Raw genomic sequence first — 24,789 nt, 5'->3', positions numbered from 1 at the left:
CCTGTGGGAGCGGGTTCACCCGCGAAGAGGCCGGTACAGGCTGTGAAAATGCCGAACTGATCCGCGTCAGTGATGTTTATCGAACCCTGAACTACGCTCACAGTCGCATTCCACAAATCATTTGTGCACGAGCAAGGAGCCAGCATGGCGTTGATGCGTCCGCTGTCGGTCGTCTGCCTGGGGCTGCTTTACATGCTCACCGGCTGTAGCAAGGAAGAGGTCCCCGAGACGCTGCCTCGGGTGGGTGTGCAACAGGTCCAGTCCACCGATTTCGCTGCCAGGGTCACCCTGACCGGCGACGTGCAGGCGCGGGTGCAGACTGATCTGTCGTTCCGTGTCGGCGGCAAGATCATTTCGCGCAGCGTCGATGTTGGCGATCACGTCAAGGCCAACCAGGTGCTGGCCCGGCTGGACCCGAAAGACCTGCAGAACAACGTCGACTCGGCCAAGGCCGAAGTATTCGCCGCGCAGGCGCGGGTCACCCAGACCAGCGCCGCCTTCGTGCGCCAGCAAAAACTGCTGCCCAAGGGTTACACCAGCCAGAGCGAATACGATGCTGCCGAGGCCGCGCTGCGCAGCAATCAGAGCGCGCTCAAGGCCGCCCAGGCGCAACTGGCCAATGCCAACGAGCAACTCAGCTACACCGCACTGGTCTCCGAGGCCGCCGGGGTGATCACCGAGCGCCAGGCCGAAGTCGGCCAGGTGGTGCAGGCGACCATGCCGATCTTCAGCCTGGCCGTGGATGGCGACCGCGATGCGGTGTTCAATGTCTACGAGTCGCTGCTGGTGGCGCCGCCCAGCGATGCCGGGGTAGTCGTGAGCCTGCTGGACGACCCCAAGGTCCAGGCGCAGGGTTTCGTGCGCGAAATCACGCCCACGGTGTCGGCGCAAAGCGGCACGGTGCAGGTCAAGGTGGGCCTTAAAGACGTGCCACCCGGCATGCAACTGGGTGCACCAGTCACCGCCTCCACCAATGCCCAGGGCCGGCCCAGCGTCGAACTGCCGTGGTCGGCGCTGACCAAGGCCCTGCATGACCCCGCCGTGTGGGTGGTGGGCGAGGGCGACAAGGTGGAATTGCGCAAAGTCGAAGTCAGCCGTTATCTCACCGGCAAGATTGTGGTCGCCAGCGGCCTGAAGGGCGGCGAAACCGTGGTGGTCACTGGCGGGCAGTTGCTGCACCCCGGCATGCAGGTGCAGAAGGTCGACGCCAAGGCCCAAGGGGGTGAGCTATGAAACGCCTGCTGCTGATGCTGTCGGCCGGCGTATTGCTGGCTGGCTGCAGTAGCGAAGAAGAAGCACCAGAGCCGATTCGGCCGGTGCTGTCGGTCAAGGTCGAACCCCAGGTGCAGTCGCAACTGGGCCGCTTCGCCGGCAGTATCCAGGCGCGTTTTGAAAGTACCTTGGGCTTTCGTGTTTCCGGACGCATTGCCCGGCGTTGGCTGGATGTGGGCGCCCAGGTGAAGCCGGGCGACACCCTGGCCACCCTCGACCCGACCGACCAGCAGAACCAGCTGCGCGCCGCCGAAGGCGACCTGGCCAAGGTGCAGGCGCAGTGGATCAACGCCCAGGCCGATGCCCGTCGCCAGCAACAGCTTTATGACCGCGGCGTTGGCGCCCAGGCCCAGCTGGATATCGCCCAGACCAACCTGAAAACCACCAGCGCAGCGCTGGAGCAGGCGCGCTCTGCGCTCAGCCAGGCCCGTGACCAGCTCGACTACAGCACCCTGCGCACCGACCACGCCGCCGTGATTACCGCCTGGCAGGCCGAAGCCGGGCAAACCGTAACGGCCGGCCAGGCCGTGGTGACCCTGGCCCGTCCGGACGTGAAGGAAGCGGTGATCGACCTGCCCATCGGCCTGGCCGAACAACTGAGCAGTGGCCTGACCTTCACCGTCGCCTCGCAGCTCGACCCCACCATCAACACCACCGCCACGCTGCGCGAACTGGAACCTCAGGCCGACGCCACCACCCGCACCCGCCGCGCCCGCCTGACCTTGGCCGGCACGCCTGCGGCCTTTCACCTGGGCACCGCGATCAGCGTGACCTTGAGCTCGCAAGTCACGCCCCGCAGCGAACTGCCCCGCAGTGCCTTGCTCGAGCGTGACGGCAAGACCCAGGTGTGGGTGATCGATACGCAGCAGAAGACCGTTGCAACCCGTGACGTGGCGCTGATCGAACGCACCGCCGACAGCATCGTGCTGACGTCGGGCGTGCAGCCCGGTGAGCGCGTCGTTACCGCAGGTGTGAACAGCCTGAAGCCTGGCCAGAAGGTCACCTTCGACGAGGATGCGCAATGAAAGGAAGCTTCAACCTCTCCGAATGGGCGCTCAAGCACCAGTCATTCGTGTGGTACCTGATGTTCGTTGGCCTGCTGATGGGGATTTTTTCGTACTTCAACCTCGGGCGTGAGGAAGACCCGTCGTTCACCATCAAAACCATGGTCATCCAGACCCGCTGGCCCGGTGCGACCCAGGACGAAACCCTGTACCAGGTCACCGACCGCATCGAGAAGAAGCTCGAAGAACTCGACTCGCTCGACTACACCAAGAGCTACACCCGCCCCGGTGAATCCACGGTCTACGTCTACCTGCGCGACACCACCAAGGCCAAGGACATTCCGGATATCTGGTACCAGGTGCGCAAGAAGATCCAGGACATTCGTGGCGAATTCCCGGCGGGCATCCAGGGCCCGGGTTTCAACGACGAATTCGGTGATGTATTCGGCTCGATCTATGCCTTTACCGCCGACGGCCTGACCTTGCGCCAACTGCGTGACTACGTGGAACAGGCCCGGGCCGAGGTGCGCGATGTGCCCAACATCGGCAAGATCGAGCTGGTCGGCACTCAGGACGAAGTGCTGTACCTGAACTTCTCCACCCGCAAGCTGGCCGCCCTGGGCATTGACCAGCGCCAGGTGATGCAGGCCCTGCAATCGCAGAACGCGGTGACCCCGGCTGGCGTCATCGAGGCCGGCCCGGAACGTATTTCGGTGCGTACCTCCGGCCAGTTTGCCTCGGAAAAGGACCTGCAAACCGTCAACCTGAGGATCAACGACCGCTTCTTCCGCCTGGCCGACATCGCCGACATCGAGCGCGGTTACGTCGACCCGCCTTCACCGATGTTCCGCTACAACGGCCAGACGGCGTTGGGCCTGGCCATCGGCATGAAGGCCGGTGGCAACATCCAGGTGTTCGGTGAGGCGCTGAAAAAGCGCATGGACAAAGTGGTCCAGGACTTGCCGATAGGTGTCGGCGTACACACCGTGTCGGATCAGTCCGTGGTGGTCAAGCAAGCGGTCGGCGGCTTTACCAGTGCGCTGTTCGAGGCAGTGGTGATTGTGTTGGCCGTCAGTTTTGTCAGCCTCGGCGTGCGTGCGGGCCTGGTGGTGGCCTGTTCGATCCCGCTGGTGCTGGCCATGGTGTTCGTGTTCATGGAGTACAGCGGCATCACCATGCAGCGGATTTCGCTGGGGGCGTTGATCATTGCGCTGGGCCTGCTGGTGGACGATGCGATGATTACCGTGGAGGTGATGGTCACGCGGCTGGAAATGGGCGAAACCAAGGAGCAGGCGGCGACATTCGCCTACACCTCCACAGCCTTTCCCATGCTGACCGGCACCTTGGTGACCGTGGCGGGTTTTGTGCCTATCGGCCTGAACGCCAGCTCCGCGGGTGAATATACCTTCACCCTGTTCGCGGTGATCGCCGTGGCCCTGATAGTGTCTTGGGTGGTGGCAGTATTCTTTGCGCCGGTGCTAGGGGTGCATATTCTCAAGAGCGACAAGGTCAAGGCCCATGAGGCCGAGCCTGGCCGTGTCGGGCGGGCATTTGAAGGCGGGTTGCTGTGGTGCATGCGCAACCGCTGGTTGACCATCATCGGTACCGTGGTGCTGTTCGCGCTGGCGCTCTTTTGCATGCGCTTCGTGCAGAACCAGTTCTTCCCGTCCTCGGACCGCCCGGAAATTCTCGTCGACCTCAACCTGCCACAGAACGCCTCGATCGAGGAAACGCGCAAGGTGGTCGACCGCTTCGAGGCGCGGATCAAGGACGACCCGGACCTGGTGCACTGGAGCACTTACATTGGTCAGGGGGCGGTCCGCTTCTACCTGCCCCTCGACCAGCAGTTGCAGAACCCTTACTACGCGCAGCTGGTGATTGTCAGCAAAGGCTTCGAAGAGCGCCAGGGCATGATGGAGCGTCTGCAGAAGATCCTGCATGAAGAGTTCGTCGGCATTGGCTCCAATGTGCAGTCGCTGGAAATGGGCCCGCCTGTAGGGCGGCCGATCCAGTACCGGGTCAGTGGTCCTGATATCGATCAGGTGCGCAAGCACGCGATCGAACTGGCCACCTTGCTTGACCAGAACAAGCACATCGGCGAGATGATCTACGACTGGAACGAGCCGGGTAAGGTGCTGCGCGTGGAAATCGCCCAGGACAAGGCCCGCCAGCTGGGGCTGTCGTCGGAAGACGTGGCCAATGTGATGAACAGCATCGTCAGTGGCGTGCAGATCACCCAGGTCAACGACAACATCTACCTGGTGGACGTGGTCGCGCGGGCCGAAGACAGTGAGCGCGGCTCGCCCGATACCCTGCAGAACCTGCAGATTCTCACCCCCAATGGAACTTCGATCCCGCTGCTGTCATTCGCTACCGTGCGCTACGAGCTGGAGCAGCCGCTGGTGTGGCGCCGGGATCGCAAGCCGACCATCACCCTCAAGGCTTCGGTCACTGGCGAGATCCAGCCCACCGACCTGGTGGCGCAGCTCAAGCCGAAGATCGATGAGTTCGCCAGCCAGCTGCCGGTCGGTTACGAAGTGGCCACTGGCGGTACGGTGGAGGAGAGCAGCAAGGCACAGGGCCCGATCGCCAAGGTCATTCCGCTGATGCTGTTCCTGATGGCGACCTTCCTGATGATCCAGCTGCACAGCGTGCAGAAGCTGTTCCTGGTGGTCAGCGTGGCGCCGCTGGGGTTGATCGGTGTAGTGCTGGCGCTGGTGCCCACCGGTACCCCGATGGGCTTCGTGGCGATCCTCGGCATCTTGGCGCTTGCGGGCATCATCATTCGTAACTCGGTGATTCTGGTGACCCAGATCGACGAGTTCGAAGCCCAGGGCTTCTCGCCTTGGGATGCGGTAGTGGAAGCCACCAACCATCGGCGCCGGCCAATCCTGCTGACTGCGGCGGCGGCCAGCCTGGGCATGATCCCGATTGCCCGCGAGGTGTTCTGGGGGCCGATGGCTTACGCCATGATTGGCGGGATCATCGTTGCCACCCTGCTGACGCTGCTGTTCCTGCCGGCCTTGTATGTGGCCTGGTACAAGATCCGCGAGCCGCAGAAACAAAACTGAAGCCTTGTACGGACCCTGTGGGAGCGGGTTCACCCGCGAATGCGACGGTGGCTCCAACATCGCATTCGCGGGTGAACCCGCTCCCACAGGGCTTTGCGTCGGCTGCAAAATCACGATTTGAATTTGGTTATATAAACATTCTTAAACAGTATTTTTAAGAATAACTCCGCCTCACTACTATTGCCCTCAAGCCAGGCGCAAATCCCCTTCAAACCTCTGCCCGGCACCCTCACTCCAAGGAGAACGAGCATGAGTGCATCTCTGCGTAGCATCGACGGTCAGGACGAAGCCACCATTCTGCGTGAAATCCAGAGCGCCTTGCGCGACCTGCGGTTTGGTGCGGTGGAGATCACTGTGCACAACGCTCAGGTCGTACAGATCGAGCGCAAGGAGAAGTTCCGCCTGCAACAGCCCGGCAACAAGTCCGGCTGATCGCGCCTCACCTCCAAAATTAGAAAAATGCCAATCGGGAGCTTCACCATGTCCATTCGCCGTTATGCGCTTGCCGCTCTGGCCAGTGCTGTTTTTGCCGGTTCCGCCATCGCCAAGGACTACGAACTGCTGAACGTGTCCTACGACCCGACCCGCGAGCTGTACCAGCAGTACAACGCCGAGTTCATCAAGCACTGGCAGCAGGCCCACCCGGGCGACAAGGTGAAGATCCAGCAATCCCATGGTGGCTCGGGCAAGCAGGCCCGTGCGGTGATCGACGGCCTGCGCGCCGACGTGGTGACCCTGGCCCTGGCCGGCGACATCGACGAAGTGGCCAAGCTCGGCAAGACCCTGCCGGACAACTGGCAGACCCGCCTGCCGGATGCCAGCACCCCGTACACCTCGACCATCGTGTTCCTGGTGCGCAAGGGCAACCCGAAAGGCATCAAGGACTGGGGCGACCTGATCAAGAAGGACGTTTCGGTCATTACCCCGAACCCGAAAACCTCCGGCGGTGCGCGCTGGAACTTCCTGGCGGCCTGGGCCTATGGCCTGAAAGCCGGTGGTAGCGAAGACAAGGCCAAAGCCTACGTGCAGGAGCTGTTCAAGCACGTACCCGTACTGGATACCGGCGCCCGTGGCTCGACAATCACCTTCGTCAACAACGGCCAGGGCGATGTGTTGCTGGCTTGGGAAAACGAAGCGTTCCTGGCGCTGAAGGAAGACGGTGGCGCCGACAAGTTCGACATCGTCGTACCGTCGCTGTCGATCCTGGCCGAACCGCCCGTGGCGGTGGTGGACAAGAACGCCGAGAAGAAGGGCAATACCGACATTGCCACCGAATACCTCAAGCACCTGTACAGCCCGGCCGGGCAGAAGATTGCCGCCGAGAACTTCTACCGTCCGCGTGACGAGAAGGTCGCCGCCGAATTCGGCAAGCAATTCCCGAAACTGGACCTGGTAACCATCGACAAGGACTTCGGTGGCTGGAAAACTGCACAACCCAAATTCTTCAATGATGGCGGTGTGTTCGACCAGATCTATCAGGCACAGTAAACGCCAGGGAAAAGCGGGGGCCGCCTTGCGGCCCATTTGCGGCACAAGGCCGCTCCCACACAGAGCCGCGATCCCCTGTGGAACCGCGATCGCTGTGGGAGCGGCCTTGTGCCGCGAATGGGCTGCAAAGCAGCCCCAGGATTCAGAAGCCTGCACCGGCCCCGGATCGATACTGGGCCAAGTGCATTCAACCAGGGACACTTATGTCGCGTCGTATTTCCCCCGTCATACCCGGCTTCGGGCTGACGCTGGGCTACACCTTGGTGTACCTCAGCCTGATCGTGCTGATACCGCTGGCAGCCATGTTCATTCATGCCTCGCAGCTGACCTGGGAGCAGTTCTGGAACATCATCAGTGCGCCGCGGGTGATCGCCGCGCTCAAGCTGAGTTTCGGCACCGCCCTGTTCGCCGCCATCATCAACGGGGTGATCGGCACCCTGCTGGCCTGGGTGCTGGTGCGTTACACCTTCCCTGGGCGCAAGATCATCGACGCGATGATCGACCTGCCGTTCGCCCTGCCCACCGCCGTTGCCGGTATCGCCCTGACTGCCCTGTACGCGCCTGCGGGCTGGGTTGGCCAGTTCGCCACCGACCTTGGCTTCAAGATTGCCTACACCCCGCTGGGCATCACCCTGGCGCTGACCTTCGTCACCTTGCCCTTCGTGGTGCGCACGGTGCAGCCGGTACTGGCCGATATCCCGCGTGAAGTGGAAGAGGCCGCGGCCTGCCTGGGAGCCAAGCCGCTGCAGGTGTTCCGCCACATACTGGCGCCAGCCCTGCTGCCGGCCTGGCTCACCGGCTTTGCCCTGGCCTTCGCCCGCGGCGTGGGCGAGTATGGTTCGGTGATCTTCATTGCCGGCAACATGCCGATGAAGACCGAGATCCTGCCGCTGCTGATCATGGTCAAGCTCGACCAGTACGACTACACCGGCGCGACTGCCATCGGCGTGCTGATGCTGGTGGTTTCCTTCATCCTGCTGCTGCTGATCAACCTGCTGCAGCGCCGCATCGAAACCCCTTGAAGGAGGCCGGCATGTCCAGTTCATCCCTGAGTGCAAGCGCCGCCGCCAACGCAGCCCGCCGTGGCAGTGCTACCTCGCGGCGTATTCTCATCGGCCTTGGCTGGCTGGTGTTCGCCCTGTTCCTGCTGCTGCCGCTGGTGATCGTGGTGTCGCAGGCGCTGAAGAACGGTTTTGGCACCTTCTTCGAGGCGATCTTCGAGCCTGATGCCTTGTCGGCGCTGAAGCTGACCCTGCTCGCCGTAGCCATTTCGGTACCGTTGAACCTGGTGTTCGGTGTCAGCGCCGCCTGGTGCGTCAGCAAGTACACCTTCCGTGGCAAAAGTATCCTGGTCACCCTTATCGACCTGCCGTTCTCGGTATCGCCGGTAATCGCCGGCCTGGTCTACGTGCTGATGTTCGGCGCGCAGGGGCTGTTCGGGCCCTGGCTGCAGGACCATGACATCCAGATCGTCTTCGCCCTCCCGGGCATCGTCCTGGCGACCATTTTCGTCACCGTGCCATTCGTGGCCCGTGAGCTGATCCCGCTGATGCAGGAGCAGGGCACGCAAGAAGAGGAGGCCGCGCGTCTGCTCGGCGCCAATGGCTGGCAAATGTTCTGGCACGTGACTTTGCCCAACATCAAATGGGGGCTGATCTATGGCGTGGTGCTGTGTACTGCACGGGCCATGGGCGAGTTTGGCGCAGTGTCGGTGGTGTCGGGCCACATTCGTGGCGTGACCAACACCTTGCCGCTGCACGTAGAGATCCTCTACAACGAGTACAACCACGTCGCAGCCTTCAGCGTGGCCAGCCTGTTGCTGATCCTGGCGCTCTTCATCCTGCTGCTCAAGCAGTGGAGCGAGAACCGTATTAACCGCCTGCGCCACAGCGCCGCGGAGGAATGATTCATGTCGATCGAAGTTCGTAATGTCAGCAAGCGCTTCAACAGCTTCCAGGCCCTGAACAACATCAACCTGGACATCAACAGCGGCGAGCTGGTGGCGCTGCTGGGCCCGTCCGGCTGTGGCAAGACCACCCTGCTGCGCATCATCGCCGGCCTGGAAACCCCGGACCAGGGCAACATCGTGTTCCATGGCGAGGATGTGTCCGGCCACGACGTGCGTGACCGCAACGTCGGGTTCGTGTTCCAGCACTACGCGCTCTTCCGCCACATGAGCGTGTTCGACAACGTCGCCTTCGGCCTGCGCATGAAGCCCAAGGGCGAGCGCCCGAGCGAGAGCAAGATTGCCGAGAAAGTGCACGAGCTGCTGAACATGGTGCAGCTGGACTGGTTGTCCGACCGCTACCCGGAGCAGCTGTCTGGCGGCCAGCGCCAGCGTATCGCCCTGGCCCGCGCCCTGGCCGTGGAGCCCAAGGTGCTGCTGCTGGACGAGCCGTTCGGTGCGCTGGACGCCAAGGTGCGCAAGGAGCTGCGCCGTTGGCTGGCGCGGCTGCACGAAGACATCAACCTGACGTCGGTGTTCGTCACCCACGACCAGGAAGAGGCCATGGAAGTTGCTGACCGCATCGTGGTCATGAACAAGGGCGTGATCGAGCAGATCGGCTCGCCGGGCGAGGTGTACGAAAAGCCCGCCAACGATTTCGTCTACCACTTCCTGGGCGATTCCAACCGCCTGGCGGTGAGCGAAGGGCACCATGTGCTGTTCCGCCCGCACGAGGTGTCGCTGTCGCGGCATGAGACAGAAGGGCACCATGCTGCCGAGGTGCGGGATATCCGGCCGCTGGGCGCTACCACGCGGGTGACCTTGAAGGTGGAAGGGCAGAGCGAGTTGATCGAGGCCGAGGTGGTCAAGGACCATGACAGCCTGACCGGGCTGGCGCGGGGCGAGACGTTGTTCTTCCGGCCGAAGGTTTGGCAGAAGGTGGCGGATATCTGAGCCGCCCTTGAAGATGAAAAAGCCCGGGCTTGGTTCCGGGCTTTTTTTCGCCTGACAGATTGCCGGGGCTGTGTGCCGCGGCCAAATGTGGGAGCTGGCTTGCCGGCGATCAAGGGCGCAGCCCTCGCGGCATTCTCATGCCTTGCGCGAATATTTTGCATGCCGACAATGCATCGCACTTATCCCTGAAAGCCGCAGGCCGCGCAATTCGCGGGTTTCACGCTCCCCCTAGAAAACAATATTCAATCCAGTTCTAACCATAATTTTAAACATTACTTTAAGAGATAAGCCTCTGGCCCCGATGATTCAGCCACACACCTGAATCGAGACCCCAGGAGTTTGATCAATGGGTAATGTCCAGTCGGCCGTCAGGGCCTACGACCAGCCATGGCGCCCGGCCCCGGGTGACCTGGTCGAGCTTGGACGCACGCTTCGCCTCCCGCTTGGCCAGCTGCGCCTGCAACGCACGCCCGTCAGCGGGCTCAAGCGCCGCGACAAGCTGGTGTTGGGCCTGCTGGTGCTGGTGCTGCATGGCGCTGCAGCGTACTGGGTCAGCCAGGCGCCAACGCCCGAGCTGCCAGTGGTGCCGCCACAGGTGCCGCCCATGACCATCGAGTTCGCAGCGCCAGCGCCGCCCGTGGTCGAACCACCGCCGCCAGCGCCCGCGCCGCCTGTGGTCGAGCCGCCCCCGCCACCACCGGTAGTCGACGAACTGGCCGCCAAGCCCAAACCCAAGCCAAAGCCCGTGCCCAAGCCTGTGGTCAAGCAAGCGCCCAAGCCACAGCCCAAACCGGTGGAGGCACCACCGCCAGCGCCGGTGGCCGCCCCCGCACCGCCTGCGCCAGCGCCACCCGCGCCGGCCCCGATAACCCCGGCATCGGCCAACGCCGCGTACCTGAAGAACCCGGCACCGGAATACCCGCAAATGGCCCAGCGCCGTGGTTGGGAAGGCACCGTGCTGTTGCGCGTAGAGGTGCTGCCAAGCGGCAAGCCCGGGCAGATCCAGATACAGAAAAGCAGTGGCCGTGACGCCCTCGACACTGCCGCGCTGGCCGCGGTCAAGCGCTGGAGCTTCGTGCCCGCCAAGCAGGGCGATGTGGCCCAGACCGGCTGGGTCAGCGTGCCGATCGATTTCAAGCTTCGCTAACTATTTCGCAGAACACAGGAAGACACCATCATGAGCCTGCTGGCATCCCCCCTCGAATCCGTTGAAAGCGCAGTCATCTGGCTGCTGGTCGGTTTCTCTGTCGTCACCTGGGGCCTGGCCCTGGTCAAGGTCGCGCAGTTCGTGCGGCTGAAAAACCAGGACAAGCGCTTCCACCAGCAGTTCTGGGCTGCCTCCAGCCTGGACTCGGCTGCCGAACTCAGCCATGAGCTGCCCGGCCCGGCGGCCCGCGTTGCCCAGTCCGGCTATGCCGCGATTGCCGTTGGTGATACCCAGGCCAATGACCTGAGCCACGCCATCAACCATCAGGACCGCCTGGAGCGCGCCCTGCGTCAGCAGATCGTGCGTGAGCGCCGCTCGCTGGAAACCGGCCTGGCGGTGGTCGCCAGTATCGGCAGCACCTCGCCCTTCATCGGCCTGTTCGGCACCGTGTGGGGCATCATGGAAGCGCTCAAGGGCATCAGTGCGGCCGGCTCCGCCAGCCTGGAAACTGTTGCTGGGCCCATCGGTGCGGCACTGGTGGCTACCGGTGTGGGTATCGCCGTCGCGGTGCCGGCAGTGCTGGTGTACAACTACTTCCTGCGTCGCCTCAAGCTGACTGCTGCCGACCTGGATGACTTCGCCCACGACTTCTACAGCCTGGCGCAGAAGAGTGCCTTCCGTGTGCTGGTGCACCCTGCTGTGCAAAAAGCCCAGCCTGGTTTCACCCAACCCGTGAAGGAGGCGTCCTGATATGGCCTTTTCGACCCAGGACAGCGACGAAGTCCTCAGTGAAATCAACGTCACGCCTTTGGTAGACGTCATGCTGGTGCTGCTGGTGGTGTTCATCGTCACCGCGCCGCTGCTGACCAACGCCATCCCTATCAACCTGCCCAAGACCGAGGCCGTGGCCCCGGTGGAGCAGAAGGACCCGCTGGTGGTCAGCATCGACGGTGAAGGCAAGCTGTTCATCAACAAGGACCAGATCCAGCCCGACCTGCTGGAAACCAACCTCAAGGCTGCCAAGGACAAGGACGCGGACGTGCGCGTGCAACTGCAGGCCGATGACGGCGTGAACTACGGCGAAGTGGCGCGGGCCATGGCAGCCATCGAACGTGCGGGTATCAGCAAACTGGCGGTGATAACCGCGCGCTGATACCTGCAAAACCTCTTCAGGCAAGTGACTCTCGCAAGTGCGTTGGGGCCATATCTCTTGGCAGGGGTTGGCCCTTTTTTTTGCCTGTGAGGGCCCTATCGCCGGCAAGCCAGCTCCCACAGGTATTGTGCTGCCCTGAGGCTGTGTGCAGTCCCTGTGGGAGCTGGCTTGCCGGCGATAGGGCCATCGACAGAAATTACATATAGTTATTAATAAATAGCTTCTTATTCCTTTACGAATATAACTCCCTCCCTATACTTGTCTCCAAGCACGCAAACTTACTGGAGGCGTCCCCATGCGCAATGAGTCGATTCGTTACCTGATTGTGCCGGGCTGGCAAGGATCGCCAGACAACCATTGGCAAAGTCACTGGCAGCGCACCCTGCCCAACAGTGCGCGGGTCGAGCAGCACGACTGGCTCACCCCGCAACGGCAGGACTGGGTGCAGGCGCTGGAGCAGGCGATTGCCGCCGAGCGCTCGCCGGTGATCCTGATTGCCCACAGCCTTGGCTGCGTCACTGTCGCCCATTGGGCTGCGCAGGCCAGTCCGGCCTTGCGGCGGCAGGTGCGGGGTGCACTGCTGGTGGCACCGGCAGACGTCGAACGGCCGACCTGCGCGCCGGCCCTGCGCAACTTCGCGCCGATCCCGACCGAGGCCTTGCCATTCCCCAGCCAGGTCGTCAGCTCTGACAACGACCCTGCCGTAAGCGTGCCGCGGGCCCTGCACCTGGCCCAGGCGTGGGGCGCCGAAGCGGGGTTGCTGAGCAATGCCGGGCACATCAACGTCAAGTCCGGCCATGAGCGCTGGGAACAAGGCTTCGCCTACTTGTATCGCTTGCAGAGCCGGGTCGAGCAGCGCGCACTGCGTCGCGCCTGATAGGCCTTAGCGTTTTCCGTTTACCTGACGCCCGGCCAATGAAGGCCTGGGGCGGGAGTTCGTCATGACGTTTCAAAACCCGTTTGGCCAGCCACTGCTGACCTTCCCCGAGCTGGACAAAAGCCCGCTGAGCATCCGTGCCAAGGCCCTGGTGTTCATTGATCCGCGTTCGCAGCAGTTGCGCGAAGACCTCGAGCGCTTGGCGCCGCAACCTTTGCCTGTGCTGATCCGTGGCGAAACCGGTACCGGCAAGGAGTTGCTGGCCCGGCAGATCCACCGTGCCAGCGACCGTGGAGGGCTGTTCGTGTCGGTCAACTGCGCGGCCATCAGCCCCACTTACGCCGATGCCGAGCTGTTCGGCTACAGCGCCGGCAGCCATGGCGGTACGGCCAGCAGCCGCGCTGGCTGGTTCGGTTCGGCCAACGGCGGCACGCTGTACCTGGACGAAATCGCCGACTTGCCGCTGGCCATCCAGGGCAAGCTGCTGGCGGCCCTGGAAAACCGCGAGGTCACCCGGGTGGGCGCGCAGCAGCCACAGCCGGTGGATGTGCGCCTGGTCGCCGCCACCAGCATCGATCTGGCACGGGTGGTACGTGCGGGGCGCTTCAACGAGCGCCTGTACCAGTACCTGCGCGAGGGCGCGCTGGAACTGCCGCCACTGCGCGAGCGGCCGGGCGATATCCTGCCGCTGGCCGAGTACTTCGTGGGCATCTACAGCGTACGCCTGCAGCGGCCTGTGCCGTTGGTAAGCGAGGCGGCGCAGCAGGTACTGGAGGCGCATTTCTGGCCTGGCAATACCCGCGAACTGGAGAACGTCATTCACTTTGCCTTGCTGGTGAATGACAGCGAAGAGATCCAGGCAGAGGACCTCGACTTGCCCAACACCGCACGCTAGACATCGCTCATAAGCAAAGTGGCTGGTGGCAGTTTTTTTTTGGAATAAGCAGCTAAATAAAAGATATTGTTACGGAATAAAAAATCTAGGTATTGTCCGTTTCACGCCCGCTGGTGAACCGGTTGGGCAACCGATTCGCCATCGCCGATGGCCCAGATTCAGAACAAGGACCACCATGAAGAAGACCCTGCTGACCACCGCCCTGGCCGCTGCCCTGTCGTTCTCCGGCCTGGCCGCCGCTGCCGAGAAACTGGTGGTTGCCGCTACCCCGGTACCGCACGCCGAAATCCTTGAGCTGATCAAACCGACCTTGGCCAAAGAGGGGGTGGACCTGCAGATCAAGGTCTTTACCGACTACGTACAGCCGAACGTGCAGGTAGACCAGAAGCGTCTGGACGCCAACTACTTCCAGACCCTGCCATACCTGAAGAGCTTCAACGAAGGTAAAGGCACCCACCTGGAAACGGTCATTGGCGTACACGTCGAACCCTTCGGTGGTTACTCGAAGAAGATCAAGAACCTGTCCGAGCTGAAGGAAGGCGCTACCGTTGCCATCCCTAACGAAGGCAGCAACAGCGGCCGCGCCCTGATCCTGCTGCAGAAGGCTGGCCTGATCACCTTGAAAGACCCGAAGAATGCCCTGGCCACCCCCAAGGACATCGCCGAGAACCCGAAAAAGCTGAAGTTCCGCGAGCTTGAGTCGGCCATGCTGCCGCGTGTGCTGGACCAGGTCGACCTGGACATGATCAACACCAACTACGCCCTGGAAGCCGGCCTGAACCCGGCCAAGGATGCGCTGGTGATCGAAGGTGCCGACTCGCCGTACGTGAACTTCCTGGTTGCCCGCCCGGACAACAAGGACAGCGAAGCCATCCAGAAACTGGCCAAGGCCCTGACCAGCCCGGAGGTGAAGGAATTCATCGCCAAGAAGTATCAGGGCGCTGTGCTGCCAGCGTTCTGATTCGCTTGCGATACCCTGCATAACCCAACGCCGACACCCCTGTGTCGGCGTTTTTGTTTCTGTATCTGGGGCCGCTTTGCGGCCCTAGGATGTATGCCCCGGTGAAAAATGCTTGGTGATATGCATATGCAATAAAGATATTTATTAAAAATTTTTTAGATCATTACAGTCTAGCAATCGTGCCCCCGCGCACCCCGCAGACTTGCTTTACCCATGACCCTCGACACCGCATTCATCCTCAGCACGCTACCCGCCTTCCTCAAGGCCGTGGGCGTGACCTTGCAGGTAGGCCTGATCGCCATCGCCACCTCGCTACTGGTTGCCCTGGTCAATGCCACCCTGCTGGTACTACGCACCCCCTACCTGTGGCGTCTGGTCAAAGCCTACGTGGAGCTGGCCCGCAACACGCCGCTGCTCATCCAGCTGTTCTTCGTCTACTTCGCACTGCCGGGCCTGGGCCTGAAGATTTCCGGTTTTTCCGCTGCGATCATCACCATGACCTTCATGGGCGGTGCCTACCTCACCGAAGTGTTGCGGGCAGGCATCGAGGCTGTGCCCCGTGCCCAGCTTGAGTCCGGGCGCTCCATCGGCCTTTCCGAGGGGCAACTGCTGCGCCATGTGGTGCTGCCCCAGGCCGGTATCCTCAGCCTGCCGGCACTGTTCGCCAATTTCATCTTCCTGCTCAAGGAAACCACTGTGGTGTCGGCGGTGGCCGTGCCGGAAATCCTCTACACCACCAAGAACTACATCGCGCTGTACTACAAGACCTACGAAATGCTCACCGTGCTGACCCTGCTCTGCGTGCTGCTGTTCCTGCCGCTGTCGTTGCTGCTGCGCTATGCGGAAAGGAGGCTGCAACATGGCCAGTTCGGGATTTGACCTGTTGCTGCAGGTGTTGCCGCAGCTCGCCGGCGGCGCCGCGCAGACCTTGGCCATCTCGGCGCTGGGTATTCTGTTCGCAACGCTGGGTGGCGTGCTGTACGGCGTGCTGGCAACCCTGGGCAACCGTGCCCTGAACATCGCCTTGCAGGTGTACCTGGAGCTGTTCCGCGCCATCCCGGTGCTGGTCTGGCTGTACCTGGTGTTCTTCGGCCTGCCGATCTTCTTTGCCCTGAGCATCCCCAGCTTCTGGTGCGCCGTGCTGGTACTGGCCCTGTGGGGCGCCAGCGAGGTAGGCGAGGTGGTGCGCGGTGCACTGGCTTCGCTGCCGCGGGGCCAGCGCGAGGCCGGGTTGTCGATCGGCCTGGCCGGCTGGCAGCTATATGGCTACGTGCTGCTGCCGCAGGCGCTCAAGCGCATGACCCCACCGACTATCAACATCTACACGCGGATCATCAAGACCAGCTCGCTGGCGGTGCTGATCGGCGTGGTCGAGGTGATCAAGGCCGGCCAGCAGATCATCGAACGCACCTACGAATCGGTGCTGATCTATGGCGCCTTGTTCCTGTTCTTCTTCATCGTCTGTTATCCGCTGTCCGCCGCTTCACGCGTGCTGGAACGCCGTTGGGCACACTCATGAGCGCATTGATCGAATTCCAGGGTTTCAACAAGTTTTTTGGCGAGCAACAGGTGCTCAAGGACGTCGACCTCAAGGTGGCGGCCGGCGAAGTGGTGGTCATCCTCGGCCCCAGCGGTTGCGGCAAAAGCACGCTGCTGCGCTGCCTCAACGGCCTGGAGCAGGCCCATGGCGGCCACCTGCGCCTGGCCGGGCAAGAGCTGCTTGACCCGCGCACCGACTGGCGCGACGTTCGCCAGCGGGTTGGCATGGTGTTCCAGAGCTACCACCTGTTCGGCCACATGAGCGTGATCGACAACCTGCTGCTCGGCCCGCTCAAAGTGCAAAAACGCGAACGAGCCGAAGCGCAGGCCCAGGCCGAGGCGCTGCTGGCGCGGGTCGGCCTGCTGGACAAACGCGACGCCTTCCCCCGGCAATTGTCCGGCGGCCAGCAACAGCGCATCGCCATCGTGCGCTCGCTGTGCATGAACCCCGAGGTGATGCTGTTCGACGAGGTTACCGCCGCACTCGACCCGGAAATGGTCAAGGAGGTGCTGCAGGTGATCCAGGGCCTTGCCCGCGACGGCATGACCTTGCTCATCGTTACCCACGAAATGGCCTTCGCTCGCGCGGTGGCCGACCGCATCGTGTTCATGGAGGCCGGCAGGATCCTTGAACAGGGCGACCCCGAGAGCTTCTTCACCCGACCGCAGACCGCACGCGCGCAGCAGTTCCTGGAGAAATTCTCCTTCGTAGAAAGCCTGCCAAAGACACTGCACAAGGAACTGTCATGAAAACTGCCAACCTCACCAAACTGCTGGCGCCGTTGTTTGGCCTGGCCCTGCTGGCCGGCTGCAACAAGGCCGAAGAACCGCCCAAGCCGGCAGCGGCATCGCCAGCCACCAGCTACCTGGAAACCATCAAGGCCCGCGACAAGCTGATTGTCGGGGTGTTCACCGATAAGCCGCCGTTCGGCTTCGTCGATGAAAAAGGCCGCTATGTGGGCTTTGACACCGACATTGGCCGGCGCCTGGCCAAGGACCTGCTGGGTGATGAAAACAAGGTCGAGTTCGTTGCCGTGGAACCGGCCAGCCGCATTCCGTTCCTGCAGAGCGACAAGGTCGACTTGATCCTCGCCAACATGACCGTGACCCCGGAGCGCAAGGAAGCGGTGGACTTCACCAACCCCAACCTGCGCGTTGCCGTGCAGGCCATCGTGGCTGATGGCAGCTCGGTACAGAAGCTCGACGACCTGGCCGACAAGACCATCATCGTCACCACCGGCACCACGGCAGATATCTGGCTGACCAAAAATCACCCTGACTGGAAACTGCTCAAGTTCGAAAAGAACAGCGAGTCGCTGCAGGCCCTGGCCACCGGCCGTGGCGATGCCTATGCCCAGGACAACCTGATCCTGTTCAGCTGGGCCAAGCAGAACCCGGGCTACCGCGTGCTGCCGCAGCTGCTGGGTGACGAAGCACCGATTGCGCCAGCGGTGAAGAAGGGCAACACCGAGCTGCGTGACTGGGTGAATGCCGAGCTGGCCAAGCTGGGGGAAGAAAAGTTTCTGCTGAAGCTGTATGACCAGTATGTGCGCAAGGAACTGAGCGATGACACCAAGCCGGAAAGCGTGATCGTCGAAGGCGGCAAGTGGCAGGGCTGACCGTGTGATTGGGCTGCAAAGCAGCCCCATCGATCACCCACCCGGTACCAGCCTCAGGGTACTTTGCGCCGGAATCACCCCCATCTGCGCCCGCTGATACTCCCCCTGCACATACCCCTCGGCCTGGTCCGCATAATACTTGTCGAACGGCACGCCACTCTGGCCGACCGGGTTGATGGTCAGTGCCTGCCCGGCATCGGCAAAGTCGATCAGCCGCCGGGTCGACGGCCCATAGGTGACCGGCCACGGCGCCGGGCCGATCTTCGCCGAGAGGTTGTTCGGCACTTCGTGGGTACCGGGTGCGGCGAACGGCCCGACGTTGAACAGCAGGTTCAGCGGCTTTTTCACCCCCAGCGGGTGGTTGTGGGTCAGGGTATGCGCCTTGCCCCATTGCCAGCTGGCGGGGTCACTGCCCAGGGTGTCACGCAGGTGCTTCAAACTGCTCTGCCAAGCCGTGCGCACGACTGCGGTACGGTCGGTGCGCAGGTTGCCTCCGCGGGTGTTCCACCAGGGTGAATCGGCATCCGCCGCCAGGCGCGGCAAGGCGGCATCGATGGCGCGGGTGCTGATCAGTACCGGGAACCACGTGTCACCCAGTTCGTCATGCAGGGCAGCAAATGCCAGTTCGTAGAGGAACTGGTTGAACAGCGTGGCGCTGGTCGAGTCCAGCGGGTAGTCGCCGCGCCAGGCAGCCAGCTGCTCGACCAGTTCCTTCTCTTCGTCACCTTCGGCCACCGCGCGCAGCGTTGCCAGCAGTGGTGCAAGGGTGCGCGGGCCATGGTCGCTGGCGGTGTCCAGCTGCAGCGACTGGCTGTTGTGCGTGTCCCATTTCACCTCAGGGTTGGCCAGCTGGCGGTCGACCTGGCGGCCACGGTCGGGCAGGTTGTAGTAACCCGGTATCGGCACCGCTGCCGGCGGTTGGTAGTTGGCAGAGACGATGTAGCCGCGCGCCGGGTTTTCCTGTTGTGGGTTGGCGTTGAAGGGGTAGAAGCCGAGCTTGTCGGCCTGCGCGCTGGCACCGTCGAGGATGAACGCCGGGTCGACGCCGTCTGGGCGGATTGGCAGCTTTGCCGCCGCCCACCAGCCGATATCGCCACGGGCATTGGCCCAGACAAAGTTCAGCCCCGGCGCGTGAACTTTGGCAGCGGCTTCGCGCATCTTGCCCAGCGTATCGGCACGGTTGAGCTGGTAGAACCCTTCGAGGATCGGGTTTTCGGTTTCCAGAAATGCCCACCACATGGCGATTGGCGTGGGCCCGGCCGTGGCGCCCAACACGTCGTTGACGATCGGGCCATGGGGCGAGCGGCGCAGGCTGAGAGTGACCGGCGCTTCGCCTTTCACCGCAATCTGCTGTTCGGTCTTTTCCAGCGCCTGCCATTTGCCGTCGACCATGACCTGGTTGGCGTCGGCAGGGTTGGTGCGCTCGGCGATCAGGTCGACGTCGTCGTTCTGGAACATGGTCAGGCTCCAGCCGAAGTCGCGGTTATGGCCCAGCAAGGCGAACGGGTTGAGCGCCTGGAAGTAACCATACAGGTTGAAACCGGGCGCCGACAGTTCGGCCTCGTACCACACCGCCGGCACCGCGAAGCCGATATGCGGGTCGCCGGCCAGCAGCGGCTTGCCGCTGCGGGTATGGCTGCCGGCCACCGCCCAGGCGTTACTGCCTTCGAACTGCGGGATACCGGCGTCGCCCAGTGCTTCATGGCTGAGCCGGGCAAGGGCCTCCAGGCTTTGCCAGTCGGCAGCCGCCAGTGGCGTGCCCAAGGCGCCTTCGGGCTGCCAGCCGAGATCGAAGATGTTCAGGTATTCAGGCCCTAGCTGGTCGCGGATGTAGGTAAGCGCGGGCTCGGTGCGAAACGCGGCCGCGAAGCTGTAGGCCAGGTAACCGGCGATACTCAGGGTGTCTTCGGCGGTGAACGGGCGCGGGGTGATGCCGAGCAGGTCGAACTCCATGGGCTTGGGATGGCTGGCCTGCCAGCTGTTGACCCCGTCGAGGTAGGCTTGCAGGGCCTGCCAGGCAGGGGATTGCGGGTCCTGACGCTTGGCCATCAGTGCGGCCTGATCGCGAATGCGCAGGCTGCGGAACAGGGTGTCGGTGGGCAGTAGCTTGTCGCCCAGCACCTCGGCCAGTTCACCACGGGCCAGCCGGCGCAGGATCTCCATCTGGAACAGCCGGTCCTGGGCATGCACATAGCCCAGGGCGCGATACAGGTCTGGTTCGCTCTGCGCCTGCAGGTGCGGCACGCCGCGGCCGTCGTAGCGCACAGTGACCTGCGCCTGCAGGCCGGCCATGGCCACCTCGCCCTCGCGTTGTGGCAGTTTGCCCTGCACGTACCAGTAACCGGCGCCAGCGGCCACGGCCACAACCACGGCCAACAGGGTCAGGCTGCGCTTCATGCAGACTCCTTGTGCGTTCAAGCGGAAAATGTGGTCCGATCATCGGCGGATTCGCGAACAGAGCATAGCCCCAGGAAGGAGTTTCCATGTCCCTCAGCGAAAAACAGAAAATGCTCGCCGGCCAGCTCTACCACGCTGGCTGCCCCGAGCTACAGGCCGAGCAGATCGCCAACAAGCACTGGATGCACCGTTACAACAGCAGCGTAGAACTGCTCAACGATGCGCGTCACGGGCTGTTGGCCGAACACTTCAATGAAGTTGGCGAAGGCGCGGTGATCCGCCCGCCGTTCTATTGCGACTACGGCTACAACATCAGCGTCGGTCGCAATACCTTCATGAACTTCAACTGCGTGATCCTTGACGTGGTGCAGGTGCATATCGGCGACGATTGCCAGATTGGGCCCAATGTGCAGATCTACACCGCCGACCATCCGCTCGACCCCGAGGTGCGACGCAGCGGGCTGGAGAGTGGGCGGCCGGTGACTATTGGCAACAACGTGTGGATCGGCGGTGCTGCGATCATCCTGCCGGGGGTGACCATTGGCGACAACGCCGTGGTGGGCGCCGGCAGTGTGGTGACGCGGGATGTGCCGGCGGGTGCGACGGTAGTGGGTAACCCGGCGCGGGTGCGTCAGCCCGCCCAAGGGCAGTAGCAGCCCACTGCCAGGGTATTGGAGGCGCTGACCTGGCGACTGTCGAGCAAGGCCTTGAGGATTGGCTCGATGAAGCTGTTGCTGGCATTGCACACGGCGCCTTCGCTGTACGGGCCAAAGTAGGCCAGGCGGCCTTGCCGGTCCCAGATGGCCACGGCCGGGGAGGCCGGCAGGTGTTCGCTGCCCGGCAGGTTGGCGATGGGCTTGAGGGCGGCGAGGTTGGCGGGTAGTTGGCCGTGGCTGCCGGGCTTTTGCAGCACGTGGAAGGTAACGCCGTGGCCTGCGAACTGGTTTACCAGGTCGCCCAGGTGTTGCTGGTTGCCGACATTGCACGGGCACGCCGGGTCCCAGAAATGCACCACCCGGACCGGGCCGGGGCCGGCCAGCTCGGCAGGCAGTTGCAGCTGGCTGCCGTCGAACAGCGTGGTCTGGTTGTCGAACGGGCGCAGGTAGCGGGCCTGAAAGGTGGTGTAGGCCTGCCAGGCCAGAGCGGTGCAGAGTGGCAGGGCAAGGGCAATCAAGATTGGTTTGACGAGTCGCGTCTGCATGGATGTCTGCGGATATCTTGTGGTGGGTTCACTGGCCCTATCGCCGGCAAGCCAGCTCCCACAGGTTATCCGCTGACCTCAGGCCCGAGGATAACCTGTGGGAGCTGGCTTGCCGGCGATAGGGCCAGTTCAGGTGACACATAGCCCAAGCTTGCCATGGCGCCGGCCAGAGCTGAAGATTCCAGATCAATACATTGCATCAATGTGGATGTGCTCGATGCCCGCTGCTTTTCACCCCGACCACCTGCGCCTCAGCCTTTTGCCGTTTACTGCTCGCCAGCCGTTGTCGGTCGAGGCACAGGGCTACCAGCGCTTCTATGGCCTGAACCTGTCGGTACACAGCTGGCTGGGCGGTTTCCAGGCGGCGGGCTTCGACCTGGTCGGGCAGGCCTGGTTGCCTGACCAGCCAACCGCGACGCTGTTCCTGCTGCACGGCTACTACGACCACATGGGCCTCTACCGGCATGTGATCGAGTGGGCACTCAAGCAGGGTTTCGCCGTAATCAGCTGCGACCTGCCCGGCCACGGCCTGTCCAGCGGCGAGCGGGCCAGCATCAGCGATTTCGCAGTGTACCAGCAGGTGCTGGAGGCGCTGTTCGAACAGGTGCGCACGCTGCAACTGCCGAACCCGTGGCACTTGTGCGGGCAGAGTACGGGCGGCGCCATCGCGGTGGATCACTTGCTGCACCAAGGCGCGCGCAGCCCCATCGATGGCCAGGTCATCCTGTTGGCACCGCTGGTGCGGCCGTGTTCCTGGCGTTGGTCGAAGTTCAGCTACCGGGTGCTGCGGCATTTCGTCAACGGCATCGAACGGCGCTTCAGCGAGAACACCAACGACCCGGCCTTCCTGCCGTTTCTGGAGGCCGACCCGCTGCAACCCCGTCGCCTGCCAACTGCCTGGGTGGGCGCACTGATCGCCTGGGTCAAACGCATCGAGGCCGCGCCGCGCAGTTCGCGGCGGCCGTTGATCGTGCAGGGGGAGGCCGATGGCACGGTGGATTGGCCCTACAACCTTGAAGTGCTCAAGGCCAAGTTTGCCGAGCCGCAGATCCTGATGCTGCCCGAAGCCCGTCACCACCTGGCCAACGAGCTGCCGGGCATTCGCCAGCGCTACTTCGACTTCATCGACCAGCGCCTGGGCTGATCACTTCAGGTCGTTGGTGCTCTGGCCAACCGCCAGGCCCGCGCGGACTGCGGCCAGGGCCGCCTGGTAGTAAGCCTTGCCGTCGGGGGACTCGGCGAAGGTGGCAAATTCTTCCAGCTCGGCGTCGGACAGATCGCGGTAGACGTACAGCAGCGTGTTGTTGAGGTCTTCGCCAATCTGCCCCATCAACCGCTGGCGCTGGCCGTCGAGCAGGCCCTGGGCCTGGCCGCCGCCGAACAGGCCGGGGATCATCGAACTGAGGCTATCGGCTGCCACGCCGGCGATGGCCAGGCTCACTTCGGCACCGGCTTCACGCGCCGGCAGGGCCTGGGCCAGGTGGCCAATGACCAGCAGGCGGTCGTCGCTGGCCTGGATCTTCGGCAGCCCCTTGGCGTTCTTGGCCAGCTCATCCTTGCGGGTGGCCTTGAGTTCCGCCGCCACCACCTTGCGCCCCAGCGGTGACTGGAAGAACGCCAGGGCCGGGGCCGGGTTGGCCAGGGTGGCGCGCAGCTTTGCCTGGGCACGACGGTCCACCGCCTGGGCCTGGAAGCGCTGGTTGCTGTTGTTGACCAGCGCCTGGTACACGGCGGGTGGCAAACTGTTGCGGTAGCGTTCCTGGGCGGCGCTCAGGGCATCGTTGAAGTGGGCGCGCTGGTCGGGCCAGCCGGCGGCCTTGTACAGTTGATCCAGGTTGTCTGCCCAGACAGGCATGGTGCAGATCATCAGCAGAATCAGGGAAAACAGACGGCGCATTCAGGACTCCTGTCGGCAGGTGGCTATTGTCCTTGGCCCGGCGCCGGTTTGTCGAGTTATCCGCGTGTTTCTCGGCCAAGTGGCGCTGTGCGCCGGCATGGCTAATGGATATGATGCGCGCCATGCACATCTCCCCTGAACACCCGATGCTTGCGGCCGTCGTCGACGATCTGGCCACCCATGGCTGGTCCCGGCAGGCACTCTTTCTGCCTGGCGAACTGGTGCGCGCGCTGGCGGCCGAATGCCGGCGGCGTGATGCCGAAGGCGAGCTCAACCCTGCGGGAGTTGGGCGCGGTGGTACCCAGGAGGTGCGCGAAGCCATTCGCGGCGACCAGATCCAGTGGATCGATCCGGGGCAGGCCGAGGCCTGCGACCAGTATCTGTCGGCCATGGACCAACTGCGCCTGGCCATCAACCAGGGCCTGTTCCTGGGCCTGGAAGACTTCGAATGCCATTTTGCTCTGTACCCACCGGGGGCGTTTTATCGCCGGCACCTGGACCGCTTTCGCGACGATGACCGGCGCATGGTCTCGGCCGTGCTGTACCTGAATGAAGGCTGGCAGCCGCAGGACGGTGGCCAGTTGCGCATGTTCCTGGCAGACGACGTGGCGCTCGACGTCGAGCCTGTGGCGGGTTGCCTGGTGGTGTTTCTGTCGGGTGAAGTGCCCCACGAAGTGCTGCCGGCCGGCCGTGAACGGTTGTCGTTGACGGGTTGGTTCAGGCGACGTGGCAATGACCCGTTCTGATTTGCCCAAGGTGCTGGTCAGCGCCTGCCTGCTGGGGCAGCCGGTGCGCTATGACGGCCGGGCCAGCGGGCACCCGGACCTGTTGCAGCAATGGCAGGCCGAAGGGCGCGTGGTGCCGTTGTGCCCCGAGGTGGCCGGTGGCTTGCCCACCCCGCGCCCGCCAGCGGAGATACCGGGCGGGCAGGGCGGCGAGGTGCTTGATGGCACTGCACAGGTGCTGACGGTGACGGGCGAAGATGTCAGTGCCGAATTTCTGGCCGGGGCGCAGCTGGCGCTGGAGCTGGTGCGTCGGCATGGCATCCGTGTGGCGGTACTGAAGTCTGGCAGCCCCTCGTGTGGTAACCGGCTGACCTACGACGGCACGTTCAGTGGGGTGAAGGTGGCGGGGGAAGGGGTGACCACGGCGCTGTTGCGGCGGGCTGGGGTGCAGGTGTTCAGCGAGCTGGAGCTGGAACAGGCGCAGCGGGCGCTGGCTGAACTTTCAGTTTAAACCTGTACTGGCCTCTTCGCGGGCGCGCCCGCTCCCACAGGTCAATCACAGGCCCGGGCCGGTTGCTATCCCTGTGGGAGATTCTATGGTTTTCAGCAAGGCGCTTTCCCACCCTTGGTGACATATTCGTCCT

Annotated in this window: 25 protein-coding genes; 22 read left to right on the top strand and 3 right to left on the bottom strand. The window is 63.3% G+C overall.

What is annotated here, in order from left to right; all coding sequences use genetic code 11:
* Nucleotides 1–144 precede the first annotated feature (144 nt).
* The 18 genes from WF331_RS13530 (at nucleotide 145) to WF331_RS13445 (ending at nucleotide 17,925) form a co-directional block, all read left to right on the top strand.
* Nucleotides 145–1,233 carry an efflux RND transporter periplasmic adaptor subunit gene (locus tag WF331_RS13530; protein ID WP_016502139.1) on the top strand — a complete coding sequence of 363 codons (1,089 nt, stop codon included), beginning with the start codon at nucleotides 145–147 and terminating at the stop codon, nucleotides 1,231–1,233.
* The gene (locus tag WF331_RS13525; RefSeq protein WP_016502138.1) at nucleotides 1,230–2,297 is read left to right on the top strand and encodes an efflux RND transporter periplasmic adaptor subunit; all 1,068 of its coding nucleotides are present in this window, start codon (nucleotides 1,230–1,232) and stop codon (nucleotides 2,295–2,297) included. The genes WF331_RS13530 and WF331_RS13525 overlap by 4 nt, the downstream gene beginning before the upstream one ends.
* A complete protein-coding gene (locus tag WF331_RS13520) occupies nucleotides 2,294–5,347 on the top strand; it encodes an efflux RND transporter permease subunit (RefSeq protein ID WP_084967340.1) in 3,054 nt (1,017 codons plus the stop codon). Before WF331_RS13525 ends, WF331_RS13520 begins: the two co-directional genes overlap by 4 nt.
* A gap of 249 nt (nucleotides 5,348–5,596) precedes the next feature.
* On the top strand, nucleotides 5,597–5,779 hold the full coding sequence (gene oscA / locus WF331_RS13515; RefSeq protein WP_016489716.1) for a sulfur starvation response protein OscA: 183 nt from the start codon (nucleotides 5,597–5,599) through the stop codon (nucleotides 5,777–5,779).
* Nucleotides 5,780–5,827: 48 nt separating this feature from the next.
* Nucleotides 5,828–6,835: a sulfate ABC transporter substrate-binding protein gene (locus WF331_RS13510; protein WP_016502136.1), complete on the top strand. Its 1,008-nt coding sequence runs from the start codon at nucleotides 5,828–5,830 to the stop codon at nucleotides 6,833–6,835.
* Nucleotides 6,836–7,038: 203 nt separating this feature from the next.
* Complete coding sequence (gene cysT, locus WF331_RS13505; RefSeq protein WP_012274724.1) at nucleotides 7,039–7,857, top strand: sulfate ABC transporter permease subunit CysT; 819 nt, start codon at nucleotides 7,039–7,041, stop codon at nucleotides 7,855–7,857.
* Nucleotides 7,858–7,868: 11 nt separating this feature from the next.
* Complete coding sequence (gene cysW, locus WF331_RS13500) at nucleotides 7,869–8,741, top strand: sulfate ABC transporter permease subunit CysW (protein ID WP_016502135.1); 873 nt, start codon at nucleotides 7,869–7,871, stop codon at nucleotides 8,739–8,741.
* A gap of 3 nt (nucleotides 8,742–8,744) precedes the next feature.
* A complete protein-coding gene (locus tag WF331_RS13495; protein WP_016502134.1) occupies nucleotides 8,745–9,734 on the top strand; it encodes a sulfate/molybdate ABC transporter ATP-binding protein in 990 nt (329 codons plus the stop codon).
* A gap of 346 nt (nucleotides 9,735–10,080) precedes the next feature.
* Nucleotides 10,081–10,881 (top strand): energy transducer TonB, encoded by an 801-nt coding sequence (locus tag WF331_RS13490; protein WP_016502133.1) that lies wholly within the window; start codon nucleotides 10,081–10,083, stop codon nucleotides 10,879–10,881.
* 30 nt (nucleotides 10,882–10,911) lie between these two features.
* Nucleotides 10,912–11,631: a MotA/TolQ/ExbB proton channel family protein gene (locus WF331_RS13485; RefSeq protein WP_016502132.1), complete on the top strand. Its 720-nt coding sequence runs from the start codon at nucleotides 10,912–10,914 to the stop codon at nucleotides 11,629–11,631.
* Between the two features lies 1 nt (nucleotide 11,632).
* A complete protein-coding gene (locus WF331_RS13480) occupies nucleotides 11,633–12,034 on the top strand; it encodes an ExbD/TolR family protein (RefSeq protein ID WP_012274719.1) in 402 nt (133 codons plus the stop codon).
* A gap of 295 nt (nucleotides 12,035–12,329) precedes the next feature.
* Nucleotides 12,330–12,911, top strand: a complete 582-nt coding sequence (locus WF331_RS13475; protein ID WP_016502131.1) for an alpha/beta hydrolase — start codon at nucleotides 12,330–12,332, stop codon at nucleotides 12,909–12,911.
* A 64-nt stretch (nucleotides 12,912–12,975) separates the two neighbouring features.
* Nucleotides 12,976–13,806, top strand: coding sequence for a sigma 54-interacting transcriptional regulator (locus tag WF331_RS13470; protein WP_197863386.1), 831 nt, complete (start codon nucleotides 12,976–12,978; stop codon nucleotides 13,804–13,806).
* Nucleotides 13,807–13,981: 175 nt separating this feature from the next.
* Nucleotides 13,982–14,767, top strand: coding sequence for a MetQ/NlpA family ABC transporter substrate-binding protein (locus WF331_RS13465; protein WP_016502129.1), 786 nt, complete (start codon nucleotides 13,982–13,984; stop codon nucleotides 14,765–14,767).
* A gap of 213 nt (nucleotides 14,768–14,980) precedes the next feature.
* The gene (locus WF331_RS13460; protein WP_049278320.1) at nucleotides 14,981–15,646 is read left to right on the top strand and encodes an amino acid ABC transporter permease; all 666 of its coding nucleotides are present in this window, start codon (nucleotides 14,981–14,983) and stop codon (nucleotides 15,644–15,646) included.
* Nucleotides 15,627–16,286 carry an amino acid ABC transporter permease gene (locus WF331_RS13455; RefSeq protein WP_016502127.1) on the top strand — a complete coding sequence of 220 codons (660 nt, stop codon included), beginning with the start codon at nucleotides 15,627–15,629 and terminating at the stop codon, nucleotides 16,284–16,286. Before WF331_RS13460 ends, WF331_RS13455 begins: the two co-directional genes overlap by 20 nt.
* The gene (locus tag WF331_RS13450; RefSeq protein WP_340622995.1) at nucleotides 16,283–17,056 is read left to right on the top strand and encodes an amino acid ABC transporter ATP-binding protein; all 774 of its coding nucleotides are present in this window, start codon (nucleotides 16,283–16,285) and stop codon (nucleotides 17,054–17,056) included. Before WF331_RS13455 ends, WF331_RS13450 begins: the two co-directional genes overlap by 4 nt.
* Nucleotides 17,053–17,925, top strand: coding sequence for a transporter substrate-binding domain-containing protein (locus tag WF331_RS13445; RefSeq protein WP_049278324.1), 873 nt, complete (start codon nucleotides 17,053–17,055; stop codon nucleotides 17,923–17,925). Before WF331_RS13450 ends, WF331_RS13445 begins: the two co-directional genes overlap by 4 nt.
* 33 nt (nucleotides 17,926–17,958) lie before the next feature.
* Here the strand turns inward: WF331_RS13445 and WF331_RS13440 are convergent, their stop codons facing one another.
* Complete coding sequence (locus WF331_RS13440) at nucleotides 17,959–20,322, bottom strand: penicillin acylase family protein (RefSeq protein ID WP_340622994.1); 2,364 nt, start codon at nucleotides 20,320–20,322, stop codon at nucleotides 17,959–17,961.
* 86 nt (nucleotides 20,323–20,408) lie between these two features.
* On the opposite strand from WF331_RS13440, the gene WF331_RS13435 reads away from it, so the two are divergent.
* On the top strand, nucleotides 20,409–20,975 hold the full coding sequence (locus tag WF331_RS13435; RefSeq protein ID WP_016502123.1) for a sugar O-acetyltransferase: 567 nt from the start codon (nucleotides 20,409–20,411) through the stop codon (nucleotides 20,973–20,975).
* Here the strand turns inward: WF331_RS13435 and WF331_RS13430 are convergent.
* Nucleotides 20,954–21,523, bottom strand: a complete 570-nt coding sequence (locus WF331_RS13430) for a DUF6436 domain-containing protein (protein WP_059394502.1) — start codon at nucleotides 21,521–21,523, stop codon at nucleotides 20,954–20,956. The two genes, WF331_RS13435 and WF331_RS13430, sit on opposite strands and share 22 nt — an antisense overlap.
* A 217-nt stretch (nucleotides 21,524–21,740) precedes the next feature.
* On the opposite strand from WF331_RS13430, the gene WF331_RS13425 reads away from it, so the two are divergent.
* Nucleotides 21,741–22,667, top strand: a complete 927-nt coding sequence (locus WF331_RS13425; RefSeq protein WP_340622993.1) for an alpha/beta hydrolase — start codon at nucleotides 21,741–21,743, stop codon at nucleotides 22,665–22,667.
* Here the strand turns inward: WF331_RS13425 and WF331_RS13420 are convergent, their stop codons facing one another.
* Nucleotides 22,668–23,420, bottom strand: coding sequence for a DUF2059 domain-containing protein (locus tag WF331_RS13420; RefSeq protein WP_016502120.1), 753 nt, complete (start codon nucleotides 23,418–23,420; stop codon nucleotides 22,668–22,670).
* Between the two features lie 110 nt (nucleotides 23,421–23,530).
* On the opposite strand from WF331_RS13420, the gene WF331_RS13415 reads away from it, so the two are divergent.
* Both WF331_RS13415 and WF331_RS13410 read left to right on the top strand, forming a co-directional pair.
* Nucleotides 23,531–24,166, top strand: coding sequence for a 2OG-Fe(II) oxygenase (locus WF331_RS13415; protein WP_080642827.1), 636 nt, complete (start codon nucleotides 23,531–23,533; stop codon nucleotides 24,164–24,166).
* Entirely contained in the window at nucleotides 24,153–24,656 is a 504-nt protein-coding gene (locus WF331_RS13410; protein WP_174371350.1) for a DUF523 domain-containing protein, read from the top strand. The genes WF331_RS13415 and WF331_RS13410 overlap by 14 nt, the downstream gene beginning before the upstream one ends.
* Nucleotides 24,657–24,789: the final 133 nt, after the last annotated feature.

It is taken from the genome of Pseudomonas sp. YNh (genome assembly GCF_037993085.1).
Classification (GTDB): domain Bacteria; phylum Pseudomonadota; class Gammaproteobacteria; order Pseudomonadales; family Pseudomonadaceae; genus Aquipseudomonas; species Aquipseudomonas putida.
The sequence above is the reverse complement of the archived record's forward strand: the minus strand, read 5'-3'. Positions and strand labels throughout refer to the sequence as shown.